23 protein-coding genes are annotated in these 24,427 nt (G+C 65.3%); 2 read left to right on the forward strand and 21 right to left on the reverse strand.

Translation table 11 applies throughout. The annotated features are described in order from the left end of the window. Window positions 1-73 precede the first annotated feature (73 nt). A complete protein-coding gene (locus ACOYR4_RS13775) occupies window positions 74-448 on the forward strand; it encodes a hypothetical protein (protein WP_060985215.1) in 375 nt (124 codons plus the stop codon). A gap of 70 nt (window positions 449-518) precedes the next feature. Here the strand turns inward: ACOYR4_RS13775 and rlmD are convergent, their stop codons facing one another. From rlmD to ACOYR4_RS13790, 3 genes are all read right to left on the reverse strand, one after another. Continuing rightward, a complete protein-coding gene (rlmD, locus tag ACOYR4_RS13780) occupies window positions 519-1,982 on the reverse strand; it encodes a 23S rRNA (uracil(1939)-C(5))-methyltransferase RlmD (RefSeq protein ID WP_422846980.1) in 1,464 nt (487 codons plus the stop codon). A 68-nt stretch (window positions 1,983-2,050) separates the two neighbouring features. Continuing rightward, complete coding sequence (locus ACOYR4_RS13785; RefSeq protein WP_422846981.1) at window positions 2,051-2,347, reverse strand: hypothetical protein; 297 nt, start codon at window positions 2,345-2,347, stop codon at window positions 2,051-2,053. Between the two features lie 92 nt (window positions 2,348-2,439). Next, complete coding sequence (locus ACOYR4_RS13790; RefSeq protein ID WP_015014569.1) at window positions 2,440-2,913, reverse strand: Lrp/AsnC ligand binding domain-containing protein; 474 nt, start codon at window positions 2,911-2,913, stop codon at window positions 2,440-2,442. Window positions 2,914-3,040: 127 nt separating this feature from the next. Here ACOYR4_RS13790 and putA point away from each other — a divergent pair, with 127 nt between their 5' ends. Continuing rightward, window positions 3,041-6,787, forward strand: coding sequence for a trifunctional transcriptional regulator/proline dehydrogenase/L-glutamate gamma-semialdehyde dehydrogenase (gene putA / locus ACOYR4_RS13795; protein ID WP_422846982.1), 3,747 nt, complete (start codon window positions 3,041-3,043; stop codon window positions 6,785-6,787). A 100-nt stretch (window positions 6,788-6,887) separates the two neighbouring features. Here putA and ACOYR4_RS13800 read toward each other — a convergent pair whose 3' ends face one another. The 18 genes from ACOYR4_RS13800 to ACOYR4_RS13885 form a co-directional block, all read right to left on the reverse strand. Next, window positions 6,888-7,958, reverse strand: coding sequence for a DUF6352 family protein (locus ACOYR4_RS13800; RefSeq protein WP_422846983.1), 1,071 nt, complete (start codon window positions 7,956-7,958; stop codon window positions 6,888-6,890). 105 nt (window positions 7,959-8,063) lie between these two features. Then, a complete protein-coding gene (locus tag ACOYR4_RS13805) occupies window positions 8,064-8,651 on the reverse strand; it encodes a 2'-5' RNA ligase family protein (RefSeq protein WP_422846984.1) in 588 nt (195 codons plus the stop codon). Window positions 8,652-8,987: 336 nt separating this feature from the next. Then, window positions 8,988-10,112 carry a hypothetical protein gene (locus tag ACOYR4_RS13810; protein ID WP_422846985.1) on the reverse strand — a complete coding sequence of 375 codons (1,125 nt, stop codon included), beginning with the start codon at window positions 10,110-10,112 and terminating at the stop codon, window positions 8,988-8,990. A 254-nt stretch (window positions 10,113-10,366) separates the two neighbouring features. Then, window positions 10,367-10,630, reverse strand: a complete 264-nt coding sequence (locus tag ACOYR4_RS13815; RefSeq protein ID WP_422846986.1) for a DUF2274 domain-containing protein — start codon at window positions 10,628-10,630, stop codon at window positions 10,367-10,369. Further along, entirely contained in the window at window positions 10,627-11,904 is a 1,278-nt protein-coding gene (locus ACOYR4_RS13820) for a TrbI/VirB10 family protein (RefSeq protein WP_422846987.1), read from the reverse strand. Before ACOYR4_RS13820 ends, ACOYR4_RS13815 begins: the two co-directional genes overlap by 4 nt. Window positions 11,905-11,906: 2 nt before the next feature. Further along, on the reverse strand, window positions 11,907-12,899 hold the full coding sequence (gene trbG / locus ACOYR4_RS13825; protein ID WP_422846988.1) for a P-type conjugative transfer protein TrbG: 993 nt from the start codon (window positions 12,897-12,899) through the stop codon (window positions 11,907-11,909). Beyond that, a complete protein-coding gene (gene trbF / locus ACOYR4_RS13830; RefSeq protein ID WP_422846989.1) occupies window positions 12,896-13,600 on the reverse strand; it encodes a conjugal transfer protein TrbF in 705 nt (234 codons plus the stop codon). Before trbF ends, trbG begins: the two co-directional genes overlap by 4 nt. Window positions 13,601-13,624: 24 nt before the next feature. Beyond that, window positions 13,625-15,004, reverse strand: coding sequence for a P-type conjugative transfer protein TrbL (gene trbL / locus ACOYR4_RS13835; protein WP_422846990.1), 1,380 nt, complete (start codon window positions 15,002-15,004; stop codon window positions 13,625-13,627). Continuing rightward, window positions 15,001-15,294 carry a hypothetical protein gene (locus ACOYR4_RS13840; protein ID WP_422846991.1) on the reverse strand — a complete coding sequence of 98 codons (294 nt, stop codon included), beginning with the start codon at window positions 15,292-15,294 and terminating at the stop codon, window positions 15,001-15,003. The genes trbL and ACOYR4_RS13840 overlap by 4 nt, the downstream gene beginning before the upstream one ends. A 10-nt stretch (window positions 15,295-15,304) precedes the next feature. Next, the gene (trbJ, locus tag ACOYR4_RS13845) at window positions 15,305-16,069 is read right to left on the reverse strand and encodes a P-type conjugative transfer protein TrbJ (RefSeq protein ID WP_422846992.1); all 765 of its coding nucleotides are present in this window, start codon (window positions 16,067-16,069) and stop codon (window positions 15,305-15,307) included. Further along, entirely contained in the window at window positions 16,066-18,486 is a 2,421-nt protein-coding gene (gene trbE / locus ACOYR4_RS13850; RefSeq protein WP_422846993.1) for a conjugal transfer protein TrbE, read from the reverse strand. The genes trbJ and trbE overlap by 4 nt, the downstream gene beginning before the upstream one ends. A 10-nt stretch (window positions 18,487-18,496) precedes the next feature. Next, window positions 18,497-18,766 (reverse strand): VirB3 family type IV secretion system protein, encoded by a 270-nt coding sequence (locus ACOYR4_RS13855; protein ID WP_422846994.1) that lies wholly within the window; start codon window positions 18,764-18,766, stop codon window positions 18,497-18,499. Further along, window positions 18,763-19,140, reverse strand: a complete 378-nt coding sequence (locus tag ACOYR4_RS13860) for a TrbC/VirB2 family protein (RefSeq protein ID WP_422846995.1) — start codon at window positions 19,138-19,140, stop codon at window positions 18,763-18,765. The genes ACOYR4_RS13855 and ACOYR4_RS13860 overlap by 4 nt, the downstream gene beginning before the upstream one ends. Then, window positions 19,137-20,123, reverse strand: coding sequence for a P-type conjugative transfer ATPase TrbB (gene trbB, locus ACOYR4_RS13865; RefSeq protein WP_422849661.1), 987 nt, complete (start codon window positions 20,121-20,123; stop codon window positions 19,137-19,139). The genes ACOYR4_RS13860 and trbB overlap by 4 nt, the downstream gene beginning before the upstream one ends. Before the next feature lie 50 nt (window positions 20,124-20,173). Beyond that, the gene (locus tag ACOYR4_RS13870) at window positions 20,174-20,638 is read right to left on the reverse strand and encodes a CopG family transcriptional regulator (RefSeq protein ID WP_422846996.1); all 465 of its coding nucleotides are present in this window, start codon (window positions 20,636-20,638) and stop codon (window positions 20,174-20,176) included. Continuing rightward, window positions 20,635-22,638, reverse strand: coding sequence for a conjugal transfer protein TraG (locus ACOYR4_RS13875; protein WP_422846997.1), 2,004 nt, complete (start codon window positions 22,636-22,638; stop codon window positions 20,635-20,637). The genes ACOYR4_RS13870 and ACOYR4_RS13875 overlap by 4 nt, the downstream gene beginning before the upstream one ends. A gap of 221 nt (window positions 22,639-22,859) precedes the next feature. Further along, on the reverse strand, window positions 22,860-23,135 hold the full coding sequence (locus tag ACOYR4_RS13880) for an EexN family lipoprotein (RefSeq protein ID WP_422846998.1): 276 nt from the start codon (window positions 23,133-23,135) through the stop codon (window positions 22,860-22,862). Further along, on the reverse strand, window positions 23,132-24,076 hold the full coding sequence (locus tag ACOYR4_RS13885) for a LysR family transcriptional regulator (RefSeq protein ID WP_422846999.1): 945 nt from the start codon (window positions 24,074-24,076) through the stop codon (window positions 23,132-23,134). Before ACOYR4_RS13885 ends, ACOYR4_RS13880 begins: the two co-directional genes overlap by 4 nt. Between the last annotated feature and the right edge of the window lie 351 nt (window positions 24,077-24,427).

Consider the following 24,427-nt stretch of genomic DNA (forward strand, 5'->3'; position numbering starts at 1 on the left):
GGAGCCTTTTTTGTGGGCCAAGCACCAAGATGAAGCCTCAATAGCGCGGCCAGTGTGCCGATAATGCAAGTACATGTGTCCACAAAGCCCCTCCACCGCATTGCGCCTGATGGTTCTGGCGGGCCTGTTGCTGCTTGCCGGCTGCGACAAGATCCCGGGCCTGGGCCCTGATCCGCGCGTGGCGCAACGCGATGCCGAGGCCAAGGCCATCGGGGGTGCCTGCCGCCACGCACTGCGGGGGCTGGAAGACTGCTACACCCTCAACCCCAAGGCGTCCAAGGCCTCGGTGTTTGCAGGCTGGAAGGACATGGACGCCTACATGCGGGAGAACAAGATCGAGGGCACGCCCTCGGTGCTGGGCAAGGTGGAAAAGCCCGAACGCAGCGAACGCGCACCCGACATCGAAACCGAACCCCGCGACCCCGCCGCCAGCCGCAACCGCAGCTGACGTGACGCCCGGGTGGCGATGGCACGGGACGGAGGGCTGACCCTCCGCGCACCCTCTTTCTCACGGACTCTCAGACCCGCTCGAACACCGCCATGCTTTCCACATGGGCCGTGTGCGGAAACATGTTGACCATGCCCGCCGCCGTGCACCGGTAGCCGGCCAGATGCACCAGCAACCCCGCGTCGCGCGCCAAGGTGGCCGGGTTGCAGCTCACGTACACAATGCGCTTCGGGGGCGTCCAGCCTTCGGCCCCTGAGGGCAACGGGCCAGCGCCCTCGGCGCCAATGCGTGCCTGCTCGATGTCGGCCAGCGCCTTGGCCAGCGCAAATGCCCCTTCGCGGGGTGGGTCCACCAGCCACTTGTCGGCAGCGCCGTCGGCCACCAGCATCTCCGGTGTCATCTCGAACAGGTTACGCGCTACAAAATCAGTAGCTGCCAGCGCTTTATGGTCGGGCGCCTGGTCCTGATTCAAGGCATAGTTTTCGCGCGACCGGGCCACCAGGGCCTCACTGCCTTCAATGCCCAGCACCTCACGCGCCTGCGTGGCCAGCGGCAGCGTGAAGTTGCCCAGGCCGCAGAACCAGTCGATCACGCGCTCGTGCGGCTGCACGTCCAGCAGGCGCAGCGCGCGGCTCACCAGCACCCGGTTGATATGCGGATTCACCTGGGTGAAGTCGGTGGGCTTGAAGGGCATGGTGATGCCAAAGTCCGGCAGCGCGTACGACAGCGGCTCGCCGCCCTCGTCCAGCAGCTTCACCGTGTCAGGGCCCTTGGGCTGCAACCACCATTGCACGTGGTGCTCTGCGCCAAAGGCACGCAGCCGGGCGATGTCCTCGGCGGAGAGCGGCTCCAGGTGGCGCAATACCAGCGCGGTCACGGTGTCGCCACAGGCCAGTTCGATCTGCGGGCAGGTGTCGCGGGCGTCCAGGCTGGCAATCAGGGCGCGCAGGGGCATCAGCATGGCATCGACATGCGGCGGCAGGATCTTGCAGGTCTGCATGTCGGCGATGTACCGGCTCTTGCGCTCATGAAAGCCCACCAGCACCTGGCCCTTCTTGATCACGTGGCGCACGGCCAGACGGGCACGGTAGCGGTAGCCCCAGGCGGGCCCTTCGATGGGACGAAGCATGGTCTCGGCCTTCACCTTGCCCAGGTGCCAGAGGTTGTCCTCCAGCACCCGCTGCTTGACGGCCACCTGGGCACCGACGTGCAGATGCTGCATCTTGCAGCCGCCACAGGCGCCTGCGTGCAGGCCAAAGTGGGGGCAATCCGGCCGTACGCGCTGGGACGATTCGCGGTGGATCGCCACCAGGCTGGCCTGCTCCCAGTTGTTCTTTTTGCGGTGGGTGTTGGCGGTGACCAGCTCAAATGGCAGGGCGCCGTCGATGAAGACCACCTTGCCGTCGGGCTTGCGGGCCACGCCCTGGGCGTCGAGGTCCATGGACTGCACATGCAGCCAGCCTTCGGGCAGGTTGTCCTGAGCGTTCTGCTCGGTGGGTTCAAACGAGGGGGATAGTTCTTTCGGTGCGCTCATCCCCCGATTGTCTCAGGCGCGGCATGCCCGCTGGCCGCACCCGGGCGAACTGCCCATGTCAGCCCCGATCAGCCCCGGTCAGCGCGCGCAGGCCGCATGCCACCGGGCGCGGACACAGCCGTCAGTGGCAGCTTGTTGATGGTGAGTTCACAGCCAAAGTTGTCGGGAGAAAACACAAGGGTCGAGCCTGGCGCAACCGAGGGCAGGGTTTCGTGGATCTGCCGCGACATGTCCACTGGCGGCTCCGGGGCGCGGTACACGATGTCCTTGTCGGGGCCATAGACGACGTAGCAGGATGCAGCGGCCGTCTGGCTGAACAGGGCAGCCACCAGGGCTGCGGCGGCATAGGGAAAAGCGGTCGTCATAGTGTGGCTCCTCATGCAAGCGAATCTGCAGGGAATTATGCGGGCTTATGCCAGCACCGCCAATCCGGTGGGTGTACGCGCACGGTGTGCGGTCAGCGCAGGTACAGGTGGTTGGTGTGCTTGACCTCTTCCATCACCGCATAGGTCCGCGTCTCGCGCACGCCGGGCAGCTGCCACAGCACATTGCCCGCAAACACGCGGTAGGCGTTCATGTCGGCGGACCGGGTCTTGAGCAGGTAGTCAAACCCGCCCGCCACCATGTGGCATTCCATGATCTCGGGGTGCACCTGCACCGCCGCCTTGAACTGGTCGAACACGTTGGGCGTGGTGCGGTCCAGCAGCACCTCCACAAACACCAGCATGCCCGCGCCCAGCTTGAGCGGGTTGAGCCGCGCCTCGTAGCCCAGGATGAAGCCATCGCGCGTGAGGCGTTGCACCCGTGCCAGCACGGCCGTGGGCGACAGGGCCACGGCCTCGGCCAGCTTGAGGTTGGCAATGCGTCCATCCTCCTGCAGGATTGACAGGATCTTGCGGTCGATGCGGTCCAGATCGGGTTCTGTTTGCATTTGTATTAGCGATTTATTCTGCCTGAACCACCATTTTCGAACATTTATTCACCAGCAACCCAAGGATCATCGCCAGTAACACGCCCAACGGCTTGTTTGGCCCTCCAAACCACCGAAAGACATCGCCATGACGCAGCCCTCCGCCCCGTTTGCAGACTTCGCACCCCGCACGCCGCTGAGCAACCCGCTGCGCGCCGCCATCACCGCCGCCTATCGCCGCCCCGAGCCCGAGGCCTTGGCCCCGCTGCTGGCCCAGGCCCGCCTGCCTGCCGATCAAGCCGCAGCGGCCGAGCAACTGGCCCTGCGCATCGCCAAGGCGCTGCGCGAACGCAAGGCCAGCGCTGGGCGCGCTGGCATCGTGCAGGGGCTGCTGCAGGAGTTTTCGCTGTCGTCCCAAGAAGGCGTGGCGCTGATGTGCCTGGCCGAGGCGCTGCTACGCATCCCCGACAAGGCCACGCGCGACGCGCTCATCCGCGACAAGATCAGCCACGGCCAGTGGGATACCCACCTGGGCAAGAGCCCCTCGCTCTTCGTCAACGCCGCCACCTGGGGCCTGCTCATCACCGGCAAGCTGGTGGCTACGCACAGCGAAAGCAGCCTGGGTAGCTCGCTCAGCCGCCTGATCGGCAAGGGCGGCGAACCCCTGATCCGCAAGGGCGTGGACATGGCCATGCGCATGATGGGCGAGCAGTTTGTGACGGGCGAAACCATTGACGAGGCCCTGCGCAACGCCCGTACGATGGAGGCCGAGGGCTTTCGCTATTCGTACGACATGCTGGGCGAAGCGGCACTGACCAGCGAAGACGCCAAGCGCTACTACGCGTCGTACGAGCAGGCCATCCACGCCATTGGCAAGGCCTCGGCCGGGCGCGGCATCTACGAAGGGCCAGGCATCTCCATCAAGCTCTCGGCCCTGCACCCGCGCTACAACCGTGCGCAGTTTGGCCGCGTAATGGACGAGCTGTATCCGCTGGTGCTGCGCCTGACGGCACTGGCCAAGCAATACGACATTGGCCTGAACATCGACGCCGAAGAAACCGACCGGCTGGAGCTCTCGCTGGACCTGCTGGAGCGCTTGTGCCACGAGCCCACCCTGGCGGGCTGGAACGGCATTGGCTTCGTCATCCAGGCCTACCAAAAGCGCTGCCCCTTCGTCATCGACTACGTGGTGGACCTGGCCCGCCGCACCCAACGCCGCCTGATGGTGCGCCTGGTCAAAGGCGCGTACTGGGACAGCGAAATCAAGCGCGCCCAAGTTGATGGCCTCACGGACTACCCCGTCTACACCCGCAAGGTGCACACCGACATTTCTTACATCGCCTGCGCCAAGAAACTGCTGGCAGCACCCGAGGCCGTGTACCCTCAGTTCGCCACGCATAACGCCGAGACAGTGGCCACCATCTACCAACTGGCGGGCAGCAACTACTACGCAGGGCAGTACGAATTCCAGTGCCTGCACGGCATGGGCGAGCCGCTGTACGAGCAGGTGGTGGGCGCCATCACTGCGGGCAAGCTGGGCCGCCCCTGCCGCATCTACGCCCCCGTGGGCACGCACGAAACCCTGCTGGCCTACCTGGTTCGCCGCTTGCTGGAGAACGGCGCCAACACCTCGTTTGTGAACCGCATTGCCGACGAAACCATTGCGCTGGATGAGCTGGTGAAAAGCCCCGTGCAGGTAGTGGATCAACAAGCCGCCACCGAAGGCACTGCCGGCCTGCCCCACCCGCGCATCCCCCTGCCAGCGGCGCTGTACGGAGCCCACCGCAGCAATTCACGCGGGCTGGATTTGTCGAACGAAAACACGCTGACCGAGCTGGCCGCCACGCTGCAAGCCACCGCTAGCCACGCCTGGACGGCAGCGCCCCTGCTGGCCGCTGATGTGCCCACAGGCCCCACCCAGCCCGTGCGCAACCCCGCCAACCACCACGACGTGGTGGGCCAGGTGCAAGAAGCCACCACCGCCGACGTAGGCCAGGCCCTGGCGCACGCCCAGGCCGCTGCAGCCCCCTGGGCCGCCACGCCACCCGCCGAGCGCGCCGCAGCCCTGCTGCGCACCGCCGACCTGCTGGAAGAGCGCATGCAGCCCCTGCTGGGCCTGCTGATGCGCGAAGCGGGCAAGAGCGCCAGCAACGCCGTGGCCGAAGTGCGCGAAGCCGTGGACTTCTTGCGCTACTACGCCGCGCAGGTGCAGAGCACCTTCGACAACACCACCCACATCCCGCTGGGCCCCGTGGCCTGCATCAGCCCCTGGAACTTCCCGCTTGCCATCTTCATGGGCCAGGTGGCCGCAGCATTGGCCGCAGGCAATCCCGTGCTGGCCAAGCCGGCAGAGCAAACCCCGCTGATCGCCGCCGAGGCCGTGCGCCTGCTGTGGCAGGCCGGTGTGCCCCGCGCCGCCGTGCAGTTGCTGTCCGGCCAGGGCGACACCGTGGGCGCACGTTTGATTGGCGATGAGCGTGTGATGGGCGTGATGTTCACCGGCTCCACCGAAGTCGCCCGCATCCTGCAGCGCACGGTGGCCGGGCGCCTGGATGCCGCAGACCGCCCCATCCCGCTGATTGCCGAAACGGGTGGGCAGAATGCGATGATCGTGGACTCATCCGCCCTGGTGGAACAGGTGGTGGGCGATGCGGTGTCGTCCGCCTTTGACAGCGCTGGCCAGCGCTGCTCGGCCCTGCGTGTGCTGTGCGTGCAGGAAGAAGCTGCCGACCGCGTGGTCGAGATGCTGCAAGGCGCCATGGGCGAACTGCGCGTGGGCAACCCTGCGGAGCTGCGCGTGGACGTGGGCCCCGTCATTGATGCCGAAGCGCAGGCAGGCATCACCCAGCACATCCACAAATTCAAGGCCCAAGGTCACCGCGTGTTCCAGCACCCGAACCATGTGTCGGCAGCCGCAGCACCGGGCACTTTTGTGCCGCCCACGCTGATCGAGCTGAACCACATCGGCGAGCTGCAACGCGAAGTCTTCGGCCCCGTGCTGCATCTGGTGCGCTATGCCCGCAACGACCTGGACCAGTTGCTCGACCAGATCAACGCGACCGGCTACGGCCTCACACAAGGCGTGCACACCCGCATCGACGAAACCATTGCCCGCGTGGTCAACCGCGCCCACGCCGGCAACGTGTACGTGAACCGCAACATGGTCGGCGCGGTGGTGGGCGTGCAGCCTTTTGGCGGCGAAGGCCTGTCAGGCACGGGCCCCAAGGCGGGCGGGCCGCTGTACCTGCTGCGCCTGCTGTCGCAGCGTCCAGCCGATGCGCTGGCCCGCACCTTGGCCGAGGCTGACCGCACCAGCCCACCGGACACCGAGCGGCGCGAGCGTCAGTTGGCCCCGCTGGGCACCTTGCAGCAATGGGCGCACAACCAAGGCAACCTGGCACTGGCGGGCCACTGCCAGCGCTTTGCACAAAAAACGCAGAGCGGCACCGCCCGCACCCTGCCCGGCCCCACCGGCGAGCGCAATGTCTACACCCTGGCCCCCCGCGCCCGCGTGCTGTGCATGGCGCAAAGCGCGGACGACCTCCTGGTGCAGACGGCAGCCGTGCTCGCCAGCGGGGGCACCGCCCTGTGGCCCAGCGCCCACGCCGGGCTGCGCGCAAAGCTGCCCACGCACGTGCAGGCCCAGGTCATGCTGCAAGACAACGCCCTGAGCGATGGCGCCGTGGCATTGGACGCCGTGCTGCACCATGGCGACGCCGCATCGCTGCAAGCCGTATGCACCAGCCTCGCCCACCGCCCTGGGCCCATCGTGGGCGTGACCGCGCTGCAGCCCGGCGCCACGGACATCCCGCTGGAGCGCCTGCTGATCGAACGGGCGCTGAGCGTGAACACCGCAGCAGCGGGCGGAAACGCAAGCCTGATGACGATTGGATGAGGTCCTGTTACCGGGCTACCAACCGAGGAAAGCATTTTTGAATCAAATGGGCTGCTAGAGCCTGTTAATCATGCGCTAGCAGCTATAGATTCAATAGCGATCAAGATGCCGATGCCAACGGCAGATTCAGCAACAGATTCTGCGGCTTGATCCGCACCACGCCCTCGGCGTTGGTGGCCAGCCCCAAGTACACCGGCTTGCCCGCCACATCGGCCCGCATCTCGGCCGGGTTGGCGAAGGTCAGCGTGAACAGGCTCACCAGGCGCTGCATGCGCTCGGCCTCCACCGGGCGGTCCTGGTACAGGTCGTTCAGGATGGCAGTGGACTCCACATCCAGCCCCACATGCCAGCGCCACGCGCTGTCGGTGACCTGGTGCACTGGCTCGACATGCACCTGCACGCCCAGCAGATGCGCCACCCAGCGCTCCAGCACACGGGCCAGGGCTTTCAAGCCAGATCGTGCACGGGTCATCTTGAAGGTCAGGCCATGGCTCAGGTCCTGCGTCAGCTCGTGGGTCAGGTCGAGCAGAAAGTGATGGCGGTCGCTCTCCTGCCAATATTGCCCCGCATTGTCGGCCGACAGCACCTTGACCTGCGCTGTGGGCTGCAGCGCGCCACTTTGCAGCAGCAGACGCCCCACCTCGCCCAGACCCGCCGTCTCGTTGAGCATGTCGAGCGTATCCCGGTCGCCTGCCAGCATTTGCCCGTCTTGCAATGTGATGCGCTGGGGCCGAAACAGCATCTCGGCGGCGCGGGCTTCAAAGGCATCGTTGCAGTCATCCAGCACATTGCGCAACAGGGCCTGCACCACGGCGTCGATAAACACGGCGGGCACGTTCACCGCGCCACTGCGCATGAGCTGCAGGTAATAAGCCTCCAGCGTGCCGGTGGCCAGCAGGCCATCGCGGAAGCGCAGGAACACGGTGTAGTTTTCGCGGGCGTCGTCGTCCTGCAATGCAGCCAGCTCCGCCGAGGTGACCGCCCGCGCGGGAGACACCTTGAGCGATTCATGCAGTGCGATCTCAGCAGCGCATGACTCTGGCACCAGCGCCAGCTCTGGCCGGGCCAGCAGCCAACGCAGGTATCCGTCGGTGGGGGGCAGCCAGCCACGGGCATCGCGATCCAGTGTTTGGAAACCACAACCTGACCAGAAATCGTGAAATGTCGTCATGAAGAAATGAGAGAGCCAATGACCTCAGAGGATGGTAGCTGCGGAAGCTTCCGCACCACGATGCAGCACAGCAAGTCCACATGGGTATCCGCTTGCTTCGCAAGGTCACCAGTCAACAAAGACCTGTTGCCGTGCCTTCAAGGTCCAGCGCGCGAGCACATCATGCCTGCCCAGGCCGTAGAGGCTGTCTACCAAGGCAAACTGCGTCACGGTCCACGCCACGGGAGCGACCACCATTCGGTCAATGCGTTCGTGCCTGTAGTGCAAAGTCATGTGCGGGTTGAAATGACTGCGGATCTGAATCTCTGCAAACCCCATGCGGCGCATCGTGTTGCCAAGCGCATGTTGAAATCCTCGCAATTCACGCGCGGCGCCCGCTTGTGGCGCCAGCTCGACCGTGCCGAAAGCCCCCTTCTCAAAGCCGCCCCGGGACTGCAGCACGTCGAGGCGGACCCCAAACGGTTCGTAGTCCATGGCGCTACCCGCCGCCAGCGCCAAGTCGATTACCTCTCGGGGGATGCTGCTCAGGAAGCGCCCCAGGTGATGGAGCGTGATGTGCAGCCGATCCAAGGACATGGGCTCGCCTCTGCCCGCCCCACGGGGTCCTTGGAGGCGCCGCAGCAACTCCTTGGCCGTCTCGGCGGCAAGCGGCGTGGGGAAGAGAAAATAGTAGAGATCGTGAAGCTGGGACATGGCACACAAAGCTCCGGAAGATCCGTCGCATTGTGCGCCAATACTGTTCAAATAAACAGTATTTTGATTTACCCCCCACTTACTCCCACTCGATCATCAACAGGTCGCCTAAACCCGCGTGGTTAAAGGGATTGGCTGTGATCAACATAGGGCGTTACCGTCACTTTTACCGTCAGAAGCGCACATCTTTTGCTGGCGCGGGAGATGGAGCGATTTGCGGGGCGACCACTCTGGCAACACCATCGTCAATCGACCTACATGATACCGAACAAGGGCGAAAACTTCAGCCGTTGCATCGCGGCGCAATCCGCTGGTGAGAACGGCCGTCATCGGGCATCACGCGATACGGTGCCGAACCCATTCGGCAGCCTCCTCAACGGAGGACATGACTCGGCACGGAAAGTCGCGCTCGATGGCCAGGTGCCGCTGCTTCAAGAGTGCGTGCATGGGCCCATCGGTCAGGAGCACGTCGCAGTAGCCCAGCGCCGCTTCTGCGTGATGGAAGTCAAACATGTCGTTGGCGTCCAGCTTCTGCGTGCGGTTCCAGCGCAAGGCCGCATGCAACAAAGCACCGACCTGCAAAGTACGCAAGGCCCGCCGACCGGCTGGCTTCCGGATTGCCGCCCGCAGCAGGCCGAGACACTGCCTGGTGATTTCTTCCCGCTCTTCCGCCGAGGGCTGGGCTGCAGGACCAAGAGCCTTCCTGGCCATATCGTGCAGCACGTCGGCGGCGATCGGGGCTGCGAGTTCCAGCACGCCATTGATCTCGTCGCGGTAGACCTGCGCGAAGCTCTTCATTGAAGGCGCATGCACTGCGTTCTCGCGGTTCAAGCGATTGGCGATGTCGCCGAACGGCATAGTGAGCGGTCGGTCGCTCCCGATGGTCGCCACCATCTTCGAAAGAGAAAACTCCCACAGGTGGTCGAAGAACGCCTTCTGGATCACAAGCTGCTCATTTTCCGGGAAGGCCGTGGCCACCGGATGCTGAACACCCAGGATGTACGGGACCTTTGTCCAGACCAAGTGTTCCAGCGGATGCACGCTGTGACCGGCGTTCGCATGAAGGAAGTGAGCGACTTCCGTCGCGACGCGGGTCGGTTCGTGGCAAAGCGTGACGCCGCAGCTCAGTTCGTCGATCAATTCGGCAGTCGCACCGCGCGTGGTCAGGTCCGACTGTTTCATCAGTTCAAGGAACAGCGCATCGCTGATGGGACAGACCAGCCGCCCTGCCGCGACACCTGCAACGAGGGCATCCAGAAGATCCGATACACCTGGTGGGCACGGCGCCCGCATTCGCGCGCCCCGCAGGTAAATCCAGAAACACTTGTCGAGGTAGATGCGGTCTCGTGCCATCACCCATTCGCCGAGTTCGATGACTCGGCGTCGCGCGTGCTCGTCGGCCGTGATTTGCGGCGTGGCGCGATGCAACGCGAATCGTTCGACAATTTGGGCTGAGGTCACGGGGGGTTTGCGTTTCTTGTCGGGTCGAACGGACTTTGGCTTGAGATGGTCGGGCTCGCTCAGTACGAATCGAACACCACGGCGTTGCAGCAACCGTACAGAATATTCGACCAAATCGCCATTTTCACTGTTCAGTAAATCACGCCCTTCCCGCGCATCCTCACCCTGCCCAGCCTCCGACCGCCAGTTGTTTGAGATGGTGCTTTCGGTTGTAGCCGAACTTCGACAACTTATCGAAGCACCCCAAACAGTCCTCAGCTGCCCTCCGGCGCTGGAGCACGCGGAGCGCCCCGTCTGCCCTCCTCCTTTTGTCGCCGGAACCCTCGATCCCTGACCATAAACGCCTCCAGCATGTGCGGGATCAGCGCCATCGCATCCACCGCTTCGCCATAGGTCTGCGCGTGCAGCGCGGCGTAGCGGTCGAGGTCCGCCTTGAGGCTGGTCGGGCACGTGAAGGTCAGCTTGACGCTCTCGGTCTTGGGTAGCGGCCCCAGCCGCAGCTTGCGTGCCGTGCTCATCGCGAAGTCCCCCGATTGAAGAACAGCGGTTGATATGGCCGCAGCACCAGATCCCGGTTGACGATGATGCGCACCGGCAGGCCTGGCCGCTCCGTCAAGGTGGGCTGGATGTTGAGGTTGCGCCGGGTCATCTCCTGCCCGACCTGGTTCACGCTATCCTGCAGGCTGTCGCGCCCGGCGATGACGACGCGATCGCCGTTCTGGCGGCTTTCCGGCGCAGCCAGCTCGGCGCCGATGCCCAGCAGCGTCGTCAACGCAGCGCCGGCGAAGATGCGGTCCCAATGCCAATCGACGCCATCCTCCAGACCAGCGTGGCCAGCCGGGTCGGTGCCCGCCAGGTTGTCCAGCGTCAGCGAGGACGTGTCGGGCAGGATGATCCGGTTCCACACCACCTGCACCCGGCTCTGCCCGTAGCTCACCTGGCTGTTGTAGCGGCCCAGGATGCGTGAGCCCTGCGGGATCAGCAGGAACTTGCCCGTCGCCGTGTCGTAGATCGGCTCCGTCACCGTGGCGATCACGTCGCCCGGCAGGTCGGACTTGATGCCTGTAACCAAGGCGCCCGCGATCACCGTGCCGGCCATGACTTGATACGGCGAAGCTGGCATCTTCAGATTCCCGGAATTGCGGGTTTCCGTGGAACCGGCTTTCAGGAATGCCTCTTTCTGATCTTGCCGGTTCTGCACAGCGGTCGGGTCGGTAGGCTGGGCCGCCGTCGAGGCCGGCCCGGCGGCCATCGGGTCGAAGCCCGACAGGCCAGACGCTGGACTGGCTGTGGCGACCTGCGTCGGCGCTGCAGCGGCGCGCTGACCGCCCGAACGGAAGAACACCGACGAGCCCGCCGCCGCTTCCGCTTCCTTGCGCTGTGCGTCGCGCCCAGCGGCAGCCGGGTCTTGGCCTGGCGGCGTGTAGGTGGGCACCACGGGCTGCTGCGATTTCACGATGGCCGGACCCAGGTCGCCCGGCAGCGGCGGCCCCAGTTCCGGTATCTGTGGCGGCAGCTTCGAGTAGTCGGTTGGCAGCTTGTCGAGTCCTTCTGAGCGGGAGACGCGATCCACGTTGTAAAGCTCGGTCTGTTCGTTCGCTCCGCGCTTGCGCGGTTGCAGCGACCACATCGTGGCGCCCAGCACGGCAACGGCGAGGCCTCCGGCCAGGATCGCCAAGCTGCGCCTGTTCAAGCGCGTCACCGGGCGCGGCTGTGTGCGCAGCGCCACCGCCTCGGGGGCAACCTTGCCCGCCTGCGGCGCGGCAAGATCAGGAATGTCGTCCTGGCTCATGGTCAGTTCCCCCGCGCTACGCCGTCCGTGCGTTCGATCCGCACGATGTCGCCCTTGTCACCGCCCAAGCGCAGTTCGGCCGCGCCGAACAGCCGATCCACGATGTAGTACGGCGCGCGGAAACGGTAGTTCACCAGTTGCCCATCACCCTGCGCACCGATCACGAACAGCGGCGGCAGCTCGCCCTGTGCGATGCCTGGTGGGAACTGGATATAGACCTTCTCGCCGTCGTCGAAGGCGCGCAGCGGCTTCCACGGTGGATTGCTGCCGCTGATGGCGTAGCGGAAGCGAATCTTCTCCAGCGACAGGCCCGTATCGACCGGGGCGGTCGCCTGCGCGGCCTGTGCCTGGCGCTGCAAAGCCAGCATCCGGTCTTTCGGGTACTCCCACGACACCGACGCCATCCAGGCGCGTTCGGTCGAGGTCAGCTCGATCAGGTAGGTGCGCCGACTCGTGGTGACGACCAGGTTGGTCTTGAGGCCCGAGCGGATCGGTTTGACCAGCACGCTGACGCGCAACGCATCACCGGTGCCGCTGGAGGTATCGCCGACGATCCAGCGCACCGTGTCGCCGGCGGCGACCGTCACCAGCTCCTCGCCCGCTTGCAGAGAGATGACCGTGACCCGTCCCGGCGCCGCGTAGACCTGATACAGCGCGCCATCGGTGAAGGGCCAGACCTGAATCGCGTTGACGTAACCCTCGCGCGTCGGCGCAATGCGCGCCTCGGCGTTGGCACGCGAGACGCGGATCTTCTCATCGGCGGGTTCTGGCGCTGTCTTGGTGTCGCTGCCCTCCGGCAGCGGTTTCATCTGCGCCGGTATCGGCAGCACCCTGGGCACCTCCACCACCTCAACCGGCTTGGGCAGATCGGGCAGCGGCTGGGCCTGCACCGGCTCGTCGAGCGAGATGGTCGGCGGCGGCGTGCCCTGCGTGGCGCAGCCCGCCAGGGCCACAAGCGTCAACACGAAAGCGTAAATGCGGAAAGACAGGTTCATGGCTTGGCTCCTTCGGTGGCATCGAGTTCGCGGCTCCACGACAGACCGTTGACGTAGATGCCCAGTGGGTTCTTGCGCAAGCGCTGCTCGGTGCGCGGCGTTTGCAGCACGGTGGAAATCACGGCGTTCCAGCGCTCGGTGCCTGCAGGTGCACCGTTGACGAAGCGCTGCTCGGTCCAACGCACGTTGAATGACGTGTCGCTGGCGCGCACGACGCTGGTGATCTGCACCGTCACCGACTCCTTGCCGACGCGAACGAACGGGTCATGGGCGCGCGCGTACTCGTTGAGCACGGCCGCGCCGCGGTCGGTGGTGTAGTCGTAGGCATCAAGCCAGTTCTGCCGAACGACGATGGGGTCGATGGACAGCGCGCGAACCAGCGTGACGAAGTGCGCCAGGTGGTAGGCGACCTGCGCATCGTTCGGCCGGTACGGCGTGGCGGCTTCGCCAACGGTGCGGACCTGCCCGGCCTGGTCCACCTCCACCACGTAGGGCGTGACGATGGACTGCGCCGAACGCCAGACCAGCCCGCCCGCCATCAGCAGCGCGAGCGACAAGCAGCCGAAAGCCATCAGCCGCCAGTTCTTGGCCTGCACGCGGGCCGAGCCGATGCGATCGTCCCAGACCTGCGCGGCGGATTGGTAGGGGGTGGCAGGCTGCGGCGTATCGGCATAGCGCACCTGCGGTCGTTTGAATCGCATGCTTGGTTCTCCTTGTGAATCGCTTCAATCGTCGGAATCGCGCAGGCTCGGGCCGCTGCTCGAACCACCGCCGTCGCCTCCGCGCAGCGAGTGGGCGGCGGTCGTGGCGGCGTGGCTAATCTGCTGGCGGCGGTGCAACCGTTTGGCCCAGGCGGGTTGCTCCTGATGGGTGGCATCTGCCGAGGCCTCACTGGCAGCGGACTGGCCTTGTGTGGCCGCGGCAGCGCCACCGCTGGGCGCCGCTCCGGCGTCGTCCGGGCGGAAGGCGGCCGCCGCGCGCTCCTTGAGCGAGCGTGCCCCGGCGGCGGCCTTCTGGCCGACCGCCTGCGCGCCGCTCCTGGCGACATTGCCCACGCCGGCCACGGCGCCCTTGAGACCACTGCCAGCGGCTGCGGAACCCGCTTGATAGGCCGACCGCGCACTGCCGGCGGTCGAGGCTGCGGCACGGGCGCCGCTGGCGGCCATCTTGGCGGCGGCTGGTGCCATGCGTGCTCCGGCGGCCACCGCGCTGCCAACGCCTGTCGCGGCGGCACCGACCGCAACGGCGGTTCCCGCTGCGCCCACCGCCGCACCGGCCATCGCGCCCGCGCCGAGCTGCGGCGCCCCGGACACCAGACTCGTGGCGATGCCCGGCCCGTAGATGCCCAGGGCCAGCAGTGAGAGCGAAGCCAGCATCACGACCAAGGCGTGGTCGATGGAAGGCTCGTCGGGCGTGACCTGGAACTCGGCGAACAGCCCGGTGCCGATGCCGACGATCACTGCCAGCACCAGCACCTTGATGCCCGAAGACACGACGTTGCCCAGCACCTTCTCGGCGAGGAAGGCCGTCTTGTTCCACAACGCGAACGGCACCAGCACGAAGCCGGCGAGCGTGGTCAGCTTGAACTCGATCAGCGTGATGAAAAGCTGTACCGCCAACACGAAGAAACAGAGGATGACCACGAGCCACGCGAGGAACATCACGGCGATGGGCGCGATGTTGATGAACACCTCTGGGAATCCGGCCATCTCGCTGATCTGCTGCAGGATGGGCGCACCGGCGTCGATGCCGGTCTTGGCCAGGCGCCCCGGCTGCAGGAAGGTCTCCATGGTCAGGGTCGAGCCGGAAGCCGTGAGGCCCAGGCCCGCGAACGACCGGAACACGATGCTCGCCAGCCAGTTGAAGTTGCCGATGATGTAGGCGAAGGCACCGACGTAGAGCACCTTGCGCAGGAGCTTGGCCATCACGTCTTCGCCCTGGCCGGTGGCGTGCCCCAATGCCCAATAGAGCCCCGCCAGCGTCATGTCGATGGCGACCAGCGTGGCTGTCAGGAAAGCGACTTCGCCTCGCAGCAGGCCAAAGCCTGAGTCGATGTAGGTGGAGAAGACGTTGAGGAAGCGGTCGATGATGGCAACGTCGTTCATGGCCGTTCGTCCTGCGAGGTTGTGGAGGTGTCGAAGCTGGCCGGAATCGCCGGCAGGTCAGCGAGCGTCCGGTACTCGTCCGGCCCTGTGTGCCCGGAGAGGAAGCGCTTCAGGTCGGCCTGGGCGACCTGCGCGCAGAAGGCGCCGTCGTGCTCGCCGCTGTCGCATTGCGCACGAAGCGCATGCAGCCGCGCCGGATCGTCGGCCAGCGCATCCACCGACAAGACCTGCGGCCGGTCGCAACCGGCCAGCAGGCAAGCGAGAAAGAACAGGACGGGCGCGTGTTTCATGCTCTGCCCGTCAATTGGGATAGAAGCTTACGGACTGCGGCGTGTAGGCCGTGCCGCTGCCGAGGAAGCGGCGCGTGACTTCGCGCCCACGCTCGACGGCGGCCGCCTGCCGGGCCAGTTCCAGCGAGGCCGCGCGGTCCTGCGTAAGCTGGAGCTGCTGCGACTGGATGGACTGCTTGGCTTGCAGGGCCAGGAGCTGGTTGGTTGCCTGCATGGCCTGCAAGGCGCCGGTGGCCGACTGGCTCTGGCTGAGCAGATCGGCCAGAACGCCCTCGTCCTGGGACAGGTTTTGCGACACCTGCGCCTGCATCCGCATCGCGGTCTGCAAGCCGCCCAGCGTGTTCTTCCAGCGCTCGCGCGCGTCCTGGTACATCCGGTCGCCGCTGACGGTGGCCGCGTACTGCTCCGGGTACAGCCGCGCGAACTCGGCATCCATGCGCGACAGGTCGTAGGCCAGCCCTCGCGCCTGCGCGATGAGTTGTTTGGTTGTCTCCAGGTTCGAGCGCAGGCGGTTGACCACGTTGAACGGCAGGCTCGCCAGATTGCGCGCCTGGTTGATGAGCATCTGCGCCTCGTTCTGAAGCTGCTTGATCTGGTTGTTGATCTGCTCCAGCGTGCGCGCGGCCGTCATGGTGTTCTGCACCAGGTTGCTCGGGTCGAGCACGATGTCGCCGATGCCGAACAGCGCGTGCGCGGGCTGCACGGTACCGATGGTCAGTGCGCAAGCGGTAGCCAGCGCGATCAGACGGGGTTTGAAGGAAGCACGGAACGTCATGGCAGTTCTCCTTTGGGGTGGTGGTGGAACAGGTCGGCCGCCCAGTCCAGGCCGCGTTGCCGCAGCCAGGCCGGAGCAAAACCGACGGGGGGAACGGAGGTGGACACCTCGTCGATGAGGCGCTGGTCCTGCGGTGTGGAAGCGCCCGCGAAGGCGAGCGTGACGGGCCCGAGGTCCAGGTCGAACAGGCGGTTGCCCAGACGCGACTGGTAGTAGTAGTCGCGCTTGGGCTGGGCGGTGGCGACGATCTCGATCTGCCGGCTGTTCAGGCCGAAGCCCTCGTAGATCGTGCGAATCTGCGGCTCGGTGGCCTGCGGGTTCGGCAGGAAGATGCGGCTGGCGCAGCTCTCGATGATCGCGGGCGCGATGGTCGAGTCCTTGATGTCGGCCAGCGACTGCGTGGCGAAGATGACGCTGACGTTCTTCTTGCGCAGCGTCTTGAGCCACTGGCGAATGCGCGCGGCGAACACCGGGTCATCCAGGAACAGCCAGGCCTCGTCGAGGATCAGCAGCGTCGGCGCGCCGTCGAAACGCTCATCGAAGCGCGCGAACAGGTAGCCCAGCACGGCCAGCACCGCGGCCTTGCTGTGCATCAACTCCTCCATCTCGAAGCACTGCACGTCTGCGGCGCCCAGCCGGTCGCGGTCGGCGTCCAGCAGCTTGCCGTGTGCGCCGCCCAGCACGTAGGCTGCGAGCGCCTGGCGCAGCACGTTGGATTGCAGCAGCACCGACAGGCCAGTGAGCGTGCGCTGCTCCACGGGCGCGCCCGCGAGACTGACCAGCGCCGACCAGATGGCCGCTTTCTCGTCCGGGCCGACGTTGATCCCCTCGTGCCGCAGGCGGCCTTCAACCCATTCGGCGGCCCAGGTGCGGTAGCCCTCGCGGTCGATGCGCGCGAGCGGCTGAAAAGCGATGGAACCGTCAGCGCCCAGGTCGTAGTGCTCGCCGCCCAGGCCAAGAATGGTGGCGCGCATCGAGCGCCCCATGTCGAAGGAGAAGATCCGCGAACCGGGATAGCGGCGGAACTGCATCGCCAGCGTGGCGAGCAGAACCGATTTGCCCATGCCGGTCGGGCCAGCCACCAGCGTATGCCCCACGTCGCCGATGTGCGTCACCAGCCGGAACGGCGTCGCGCCTTCGGTGCGCGTGACGATCAGCGGCGGGCCGTCGAGGTGCTCGTTCTTCTCCGGCCCGGCCCACACCGCCGACACCGGCATCAGGTGCGCGAGGTTCAAGGTCGAAACGATGGGTTGGCGGACGTTGGCGTAGGCATTGCCCGGCACCGACGACAGCCAGGCTTCCACGGCGTTCAGCGTTTCCGGGATCGTCACGAAGCCGCGCCCCTGGATGACGCGTTCCACATGGCGCAGCTTCTCGTCGGCCACGTCGGCGTCGCCATCCAGCACGGTCACGGTCGCGGTGACGTAGCCGAAGGCGACCTGATCGCTGCCCAGTTCTTGCAAGGCCGCATCGGCATCGCCGGCCTTGTTGCTGGCGTCGGTATCGACCAGCGGCGACTCCTGCTGGAAGATCGTCTCGCGCAGCAGCGCGAGGACGTTCTTGCGCTTGGCGAACCATTGCCGGCGCAGGCGGCCCAGCTCCTTCTCGGCCTCGGCCTTGTCCATGCACAGGAAGCGCGTGCTCCAGCGGTAGGCGAAGCCCAGGCGGTTGAGGTCGTCCAGAATCCCCGGCCAGGTCGAGGTCGGAAAGCCACGCACCGTCACCACGCGCAGGTGCTGGTTGCCCAGCATAGGCGCGAGGCCGCCGACCAGTGGCGCATCGGCCAACAGCGCATCGAGATGGAACGGCACTTCCGGCACCGTCAGTGAATAGCGCCGCGCCGAGACGGTCGCGTGCAAGTAGGTCAGCGTTGCGCCATCGTCCAGCCAGGCGATCTCCGGCATCACGCCATCGAGCAGGTCGTAGATGCGGTCGGTTTCAGCGATGAAGGCCGCGAGGCGTTCGCGCCAGTCCACGCCGACGCTCGGTGTGTTCTCGTACAGCAGCTTGGCCGCGCGGGCGCGGGATTCTTCCGGCGGCAGGTATTGCAACGTGAGGTGATAGCCGCTCTCGAAGTGGTGGCCGGAGTCCTCGAAGGTCGCGCGCCGCTCTTCGTCCACCAGCCAGGACAAAGGCTCCGGGAAATCCGAGTGCGGATAGTCCGCCGTCGGCCGACGTTCGGCTTCAATGAACAGCGCCCAGCCCGAGCCCAGTCGGCGCAGTGCGTTGTTCAGCCGCGCCGTGGTGGCGATCAGCTCGCTCTGCGTCGCGCTGTCCAGGTCCGGCCCACGAAAGCGTGCCGTGCGCTGGAAGCTGCCGTCCTTGTTGAGCACCACACCGGGCGCAACCAGCCCGGCCCACGGCAGCCAGTCGGCCAACAAGGCCGGGCGCTGACGGTATTCGGCGAAGTTCATCATGGCTCGGTCCTCACACGTCCAGCAGCGGCTTGTGCTTGATGTGGCGGGCGAACACCTGCATGAACTGCGCATCGACGCGCGCTCCCCAAACGGCGAGCGCGTGGCCGGCGATCCAGAGCACCAGGCCCGGAATCCACAGTTGCAGTCCCAGCCCGACGGCGGCGGCCAACGTGCCGTTGGCGATCGCCACGGTGCGCGGCGCGCCGCCCAGCAGGATCGGCTCGGTCAGCGAGCGGTGCAGTGGCACCTCAAAGCCTGGCAGGTCGGTGGCCGTGCTCATATGACGGCTCCGCCCGAGAAGCTGAAGAACGACAGGAAGAACGAGGATGCGGCGAACGCGATGGACAGACCGAAGACGATCTGGATCAGCTTGCGAAAGCCGCCCGACGTGTCGCCGAAGGCCAGCGCCAAGCCGGTGGAAATGATGATGATCACTGCGATGATCCGCGCCACCGGCCCCTGGATGGATTCAAGGATGGATTGCAGCGGCCCTTCCCAGGGCATCGAGGAACCGGCGGCCTTCGCGGTACCGGCGGTCATCAGCATCACGCCAGCCAGCAGCAGGCCCTGATGGGCCGGTGCTGCCAGGCGCCGCAGGCGTGCAAGCAACGAAGCCGGATTTGCGGAAAAGCGGAAAGCATGGGCGTGCGTCATGGAAGTTCTCCAGGCGGGTTGAGGGAAAGGGAAGGAAGCTCGGAAGACAGCAGCGGCAGCTCGGGAAGCGGTGTTTCCAGCACGTCCGCCAAGCGATAGCCCGCGCCGTCGAAGCCGGCGACGCGGGCGATGGTTTCGATACGGCGTTTGCGGCCACGGCCGACGATGAACACGACGACGTTCACCGCCTCGGCAATCAGTGCGCGCGGCGGATTCACCGCGACTTCGAGAACCAACTGTTCCAGGCGCAGCAACGCGCCCAGCGCGGAACCGGCGTGGATGGTGGCGATACCGCCGGGGTGGCCGGTGCCCCATACCTTGATGAGATCCAGGGCCTCGCCGCCACGCACCTCGCCAACCACTACGCGGTCAGGGCGCAGGCGCATCGTGGCGCGCACCAGCTCTGTCATGGAGACCACGCCAGCGCGCGTGCGCAGCGGCACGTGGTCGCGCGCGGCGCATTGCAGTTCGATGGTGTCTTCGAGCACCAGCACGCGGTCGCCGGTGACGGCGATCTCGGCGAGCAAGGCGTTCGCCAGCGTCGTCTTGCCAGTGCTGGTGCCGCCAGCGATCAGGATGTTCTGCCGCTCGCGCACCGCGTGGCGCAGGAACTCGGCGTGTGGGGCGGACAGGATGCCGTCGGCGACGTACCGATCCAGGCCGATGATGTTCACGGCCCGCTTGCGCAGCGCAAAGGCAGGCCCCGGTGCAGCGGGCGGCAGAATGCCCTCGAAGCGTTCGCCCGTTTCGGGCAGCTCGGCAGTCAGGAGCGGTTGGCCGCGATGGACTTCGGCGCCGACGTGTGCCGCGACCAGCCGGATGATGCGTTCACCGTCCTGCTCGGACAGCTCCACGCCCAGCGGTGCGCGGCCGGAGGACAAGCGATCCACCCACAGCGACCGGTCGGGATTGAGCATGATTTCCACCACGTCCGGGTCTTCCAGCGCGGCGGCGATCACCGGCCCCATGGCCGTGCGCAGCATGCGGACGCGGCGGTCCAGCGACGCAGCAAGCGGCGACTGCAAGACGGCACTCACTGGGGACGCTCCTGCGTCTCGGCCAACGCAGCCGCGTCGTCCATTCGCGCACTGTCGGGCTGCAGTTCCTCCACCACGTCGCGCACCAGGCTGCGCCCGCGCAGCAGGTGGCGGCCGAGCTGTTCGACGAACTGCTCGAAGCGTGCTTTCCCCTGTGCGCGGGCCGCGTCCTGGTGGGCTTCTGGCACTGGCGTGCTGACCGTCAGGAAGTAGCGGATGAACAGCGCCAGCGTTTCGATCTCGATGTTCTGGTCGCGCTCCAGCCGCTCGAACTGGCGCGTCAGCCGGTCGAGCCGCTTGGCGATGGCCGCCTCGCGCTGGTCGCCTGCGTCGGGCGACAGCCAGGAGGCCAGCGCTGCCGCGACGATGGAGGACTTGGACACGCCCTTCTTGGCGGCCAACTCGTCCAGGCGTTTGGCGTGCTCGGGCGAGATGAACAGGTTGAGGCGGTATTGGCTCATAGCTGGATTCCGTCGTCAGGGTCGAGGGATGCGAGCCGGGCCGTGCGCTGCATGGACGGATCGAGTTGGCGGGGAAGCGGCAACGGCAAGTCGTCGTCATCGAGCAGCGCCAGGTCGTTGGGCGCTGGCTCCTGTTCGGGGTGGTACTCAGTGACCTCGGACAGCTCTGGTTGCCGACGCGGCCCACCGTCGTCGGCGGCGCCGGCTTCGCTGTCGATCAAGGCCGCAGCGGTGGGTGCGGTTGGTACCGTGGGGATCGTCAGACCACTCCAGTCGTCGGGCTGCCGAGGCGGTGCGTCGGCGTAGCGGCTGGCTGCGAGCACGGGCGGCGGCAGCACGCGCCGCTTGAAGTTCGCGTCGGCGTAGTAACGCAGTTTCTTGGCCTTGATCGGTGCCACGCTGGAGACCATCACCACGGCCTCGTCGGGCGGAAGCTGCATCACCTCGCCAGGGGTGAGTAGTGGCCGCGCCGTCTCTTGCCGCGACACCATCAGGTGTCCCAGCCACGGCGCGAGCCGGTGGCCAGCGTAGTTGCGTTGTGCGCGCAACTCGGTCGCAGTGCCGAGTGTTTCGGAGATGCGCTTGGCCGTGCGTTCGTCGTTGGTGGCGAACGTCACCCGGACATGGCAGTTGTCCAGGATGGAATGGTTCTGCCCGTAGGCTTTGTCGATCTGGTTGAGCGACTGCGCGATCAAGAAACTGCGAATACCGTAGCCGGCCATGAATGCCAGCGCCGTCTCGAAGAAATCGAGTCGGCCCAGCGCGGGAAACTCGTCGAGCATCAACAGCAGTTTGTGGCGCCGCGCAATGCCGTCCGAGCCATCGAGTGATTCGGTGAGCCTCCGGCCGATCTGGTTGAGGATCAGGCGTACCAGCGGCTTGGTGCGGCTGATGTCCGAAGGTGGCACGACCAGGTACAGCGAGACCGGATGCTTGGCCGAGATCAGGTCGGCAATGCGCCAGTCGCAGCGCGACGTGACTTCGGCCACCGTGGGGTCGCGGTACAGGCCGAGGAAGGACATGGCCGTGGACAGCACGCCCGAGCGCTCGTTGTCGCTCTTGTTGAGCACTTCGCGCGCGGCCGAAGCAACGACGGGATGCGGGGCATCGCCCAGGTGCCGCGTCGTCATCATCCGGTGCAGCGTCAGCTCGAACGGGCACGCGGGATCGGACAGGAAGTTGGCAACGCCGCGCAGCGTCTTGTCTTCGCCCGCATAGAGCACATGCAGGATGGCGCCGACCAGCAGCGCGTGCGAAGTCTTCTCCCAATGGTTGCGGCGTTCCAGCGCGCCTTCCGGGTCCACCAGGATGTCAGCGATGTTCTGCACGTCGCGCACCTCATGCGCGCCGCGCCGGACCTCCAGCAGCGGGTTATAGGCCGCTGACTTGGCATCGGTGGGGTTGAACAGCAGGCAGTGCGAGAAGCGCGAGCGCCAGCCGGCGGTGATCTGCCAGTTCTCACCCTTGATGTCGTGGATGACAGCGGACGCGGGCCAGGAAAGAAGCGTCGGCACCACCAGGCCGACACCTTTGCCGGATCGCGTCGGCGCGAAGGTCAGGACGTGTTCCGGTCCTTCGTGCCGCAGGTACTGCCCGTCATGGAGGCCGAGAAAAACGCCTGCTGGCTGATTCAGCCCGGCTTTGCGGATGTCCGTGGCATCGGCCCAGCGCGCCGAGCCGTAGGTCGTGACCAGCTTCGATTGCCGCGAACGCCACACCGACATGGCGATGGCGACCAGCACCGCGACCAGGCCGCTGCCACCTGCGATCGCGCCGCCGATGTCGAAGACGTGCGGCGCGTAGGCATCGAAGAAAAACCACCACTCGAACAGCCGCCAGGGGTGGTAAACCGGTGTGCCGAAGAAATCGAACCAGGGCGAACCCAGGCGTAGCTGGTAGCCCAGGGTGGTGGCTGTCCATTGCGTGGCACCCCACACGCCGGCGATCACGATGCTGAAAACAGCAACGATCTGCCCGAACAGCACACCTTGACCTTGCATCCAGACCTCCCGATTTCTCCTGCGTGGCAAGTGGCACGAAAACGTGCCGCATGCGCGAGATTCGGGGTTGGATCAAAGGCGGTCAAAGACCGTTATCGGGACAAAGGTGCTCGATACAGCATCAATTCATGTAGCGGCGCAGCAAGTAAAAACGCCGCAAGCGACGGTGCGCTGCGGCGTATCGAGCAAAAAGTACGGCTTCTAGGGGAAACCGACCGGAATCAGAACTTGGGTTGTTCCTTCGGTGGCGTGTAGGGCGTTTTGCCGTCGCCAAGGAAACGTCGGTTCGTGGCTTCGGCCACTCGGTTGCAGAGTTCGTCGCCGAGCTTTGCACGATCAGTTTTGCACTGCTGGCGCAGTGATTTCAGCCGTTCGGGATTGGCTACGAGCGACTCGACGGTTTCGGTTGAGGCAGTGCTGTTGTTTGTCGCAGTCGGCTCGGGCTTGCCACAAGCCACCAGCGCTGCGGCAAGCAGAAGCGGGAAGATATTCTTCATGGATCAATTTCCTCCGGTGAGTCGGGCTTTATGCGTGCAGCAGATGTTTTTCCATTGGGGGGCTCGACGGCATAGACCCGTTCGATGAACCGGCACAGAGAATCCGACGGTTCACCACCTACACGCAGCAGGTAGGTCGTAAGCAGGTGCGGGCCACCGGCCAGCGGTCGCGCCACGACGCTTGGTTCACGGCTGGCGGCCATTTGCGAAGCTCCGGCCAGTCCAAGAACAAAACCGGCTGAGACCAAAGTCATCATCAGGTCGAAGGACGCGACTCGTTCGACGATCAATGGGTTCATACTCGATTGACGTAATATGCGGTCAATTTGGCGAGCGTGTCCTTCACATATCCGCGCATCGCCAAGCGCCAACGGATAACGTAGCACCTCGTCTAATGGGATCTGTTTATATGCGAGCAAGGGGTGGCGTGCGGGCACTGCAATCAGTACGGAGTCATGCCAAATGGGTTCGGCAATAAGTCCATTGCCAGATTCGTCAGATTGAGAAAACCCTACGTCATAGAGAGCATCGTGCAGCCCTTTTATCTGTTGCGGAAATGGTACATCAGCCAAACGAACTTCGATCTCAGGTTCCTCCTGTCGGCAGAGTGCCAATAATGCTGAAAAGCAACTTGGAGTTACACCATCAGAAAGCGCTATGCGCAATTGGCCGTGGAATCCGTTGGTGGCTGCCTTGACGCTGTCGCGAGCTTGCTCTAGAGCAGTAAAAATGCGGGGTACGTGTTCCAAAAACATTCTTCCCGCATGTGTTAGGCGAGTGTTTCGCGTAGTGCGGGCGAACAACGATGCTCCCAGCTCGTCTTCCAGCTCTCTAATTGCTCTCGACAGCGGTGACTGCTCAATGTGTAGTCGCTCGGCAGCGCGAGCAAAGTGGAGTTCTTCAGCAACTGCAAGAAAACATCGAAGGTGGCGAAACTCCATGGCTGAACCTCTATGAGATACCTTTGTCAAGTAGTCTGAATGCGGATCGCGTTGAAAAATGCCGCAAGCGCTGCACCTATCACTGCCTTAGGCAGTTCGTGGTTGCCTACGAAGAACAAGGCCAAATAGTGCATATTGATAACGAGTTACGTCAAATGCACTAATAGAGAGTGTGAACATGGATGCATACAGCCACAGCCAGTTGCCTACAACGTTGCGCTGGTGCCCAGCGTTGAATCTGTGGAGGTCCGATGCTGAGAAGTCGCTTTATGTCCGGTGGCTCAAGGTCTGCTTGGCGCTCACCAACAATGCCAGACGACTGACTTTATGGACTGGGAAGAACGGTTGCAC

It is taken from the genome of Acidovorax sp. M14 (genome assembly GCF_049331375.1).
Classification (GTDB): domain Bacteria; phylum Pseudomonadota; class Gammaproteobacteria; order Burkholderiales; family Burkholderiaceae_C; genus Acidovorax.

Bases quoted from the DNA above. Each gene is read 5' to 3' on its own strand.
- ACOYR4_RS13775 (WP_060985215.1), top strand. From the start codon at position 74: ATGTGTCCACAAAGCCCCTCCACCGCATTGCGCCTGATGGTTCTGGCG.
- rlmD (WP_422846980.1), bottom strand. From the start codon at position 1,982: ATGAGCGCACCGAAAGAACTATCCCCCTCGTTTGAACCCACCGAGCAG.
- ACOYR4_RS13785 (WP_422846981.1), bottom strand. From the start codon at position 2,347: ATGACGACCGCTTTTCCCTATGCCGCCGCAGCCCTGGTGGCTGCCCTG.
- ACOYR4_RS13790 (WP_015014569.1), bottom strand. From the start codon at position 2,913: ATGCAAACAGAACCCGATCTGGACCGCATCGACCGCAAGATCCTGTCA.
- putA (WP_422846982.1), top strand. From the start codon at position 3,041: ATGACGCAGCCCTCCGCCCCGTTTGCAGACTTCGCACCCCGCACGCCG.
- ACOYR4_RS13800 (WP_422846983.1), bottom strand. From the start codon at position 7,958: ATGACGACATTTCACGATTTCTGGTCAGGTTGTGGTTTCCAAACACTG.
- ACOYR4_RS13805 (WP_422846984.1), bottom strand. From the start codon at position 8,651: ATGTCCCAGCTTCACGATCTCTACTATTTTCTCTTCCCCACGCCGCTT.
- ACOYR4_RS13815 (WP_422846986.1), bottom strand. From the start codon at position 10,630: ATGAGCACGGCACGCAAGCTGCGGCTGGGGCCGCTACCCAAGACCGAG.
- ACOYR4_RS13820 (WP_422846987.1), bottom strand. From the start codon at position 11,904: ATGAGCCAGGACGACATTCCTGATCTTGCCGCGCCGCAGGCGGGCAAG.
- trbG (WP_422846988.1), bottom strand. From the start codon at position 12,899: ATGAACCTGTCTTTCCGCATTTACGCTTTCGTGTTGACGCTTGTGGCC.
- trbF (WP_422846989.1), bottom strand. From the start codon at position 13,600: ATGCGATTCAAACGACCGCAGGTGCGCTATGCCGATACGCCGCAGCCT.
- trbL (WP_422846990.1), bottom strand. From the start codon at position 15,004: ATGAACGACGTTGCCATCATCGACCGCTTCCTCAACGTCTTCTCCACC.
- ACOYR4_RS13840 (WP_422846991.1), bottom strand. From the start codon at position 15,294: ATGAAACACGCGCCCGTCCTGTTCTTTCTCGCTTGCCTGCTGGCCGGT.
- trbJ (WP_422846992.1), bottom strand. From the start codon at position 16,069: ATGACGTTCCGTGCTTCCTTCAAACCCCGTCTGATCGCGCTGGCTACC.
- trbE (WP_422846993.1), bottom strand. From the start codon at position 18,486: ATGATGAACTTCGCCGAATACCGTCAGCGCCCGGCCTTGTTGGCCGAC.
- ACOYR4_RS13855 (WP_422846994.1), bottom strand. From the start codon at position 18,766: ATGAGCACGGCCACCGACCTGCCAGGCTTTGAGGTGCCACTGCACCGC.
- ACOYR4_RS13860 (WP_422846995.1), bottom strand. From the start codon at position 19,140: ATGACGCACGCCCATGCTTTCCGCTTTTCCGCAAATCCGGCTTCGTTG.
- trbB (WP_422849661.1), bottom strand. From the start codon at position 20,123: ATGCTGCGCACGGCCATGGGGCCGGTGATCGCCGCCGCGCTGGAAGAC.
- ACOYR4_RS13870 (WP_422846996.1), bottom strand. From the start codon at position 20,638: ATGAGCCAATACCGCCTCAACCTGTTCATCTCGCCCGAGCACGCCAAA.
- ACOYR4_RS13875 (WP_422846997.1), bottom strand. From the start codon at position 22,638: ATGCAAGGTCAAGGTGTGCTGTTCGGGCAGATCGTTGCTGTTTTCAGC.
- ACOYR4_RS13880 (WP_422846998.1), bottom strand. From the start codon at position 23,135: ATGAAGAATATCTTCCCGCTTCTGCTTGCCGCAGCGCTGGTGGCTTGT.
- ACOYR4_RS13885 (WP_422846999.1), bottom strand. From the start codon at position 24,076: ATGGAGTTTCGCCACCTTCGATGTTTTCTTGCAGTTGCTGAAGAACTC.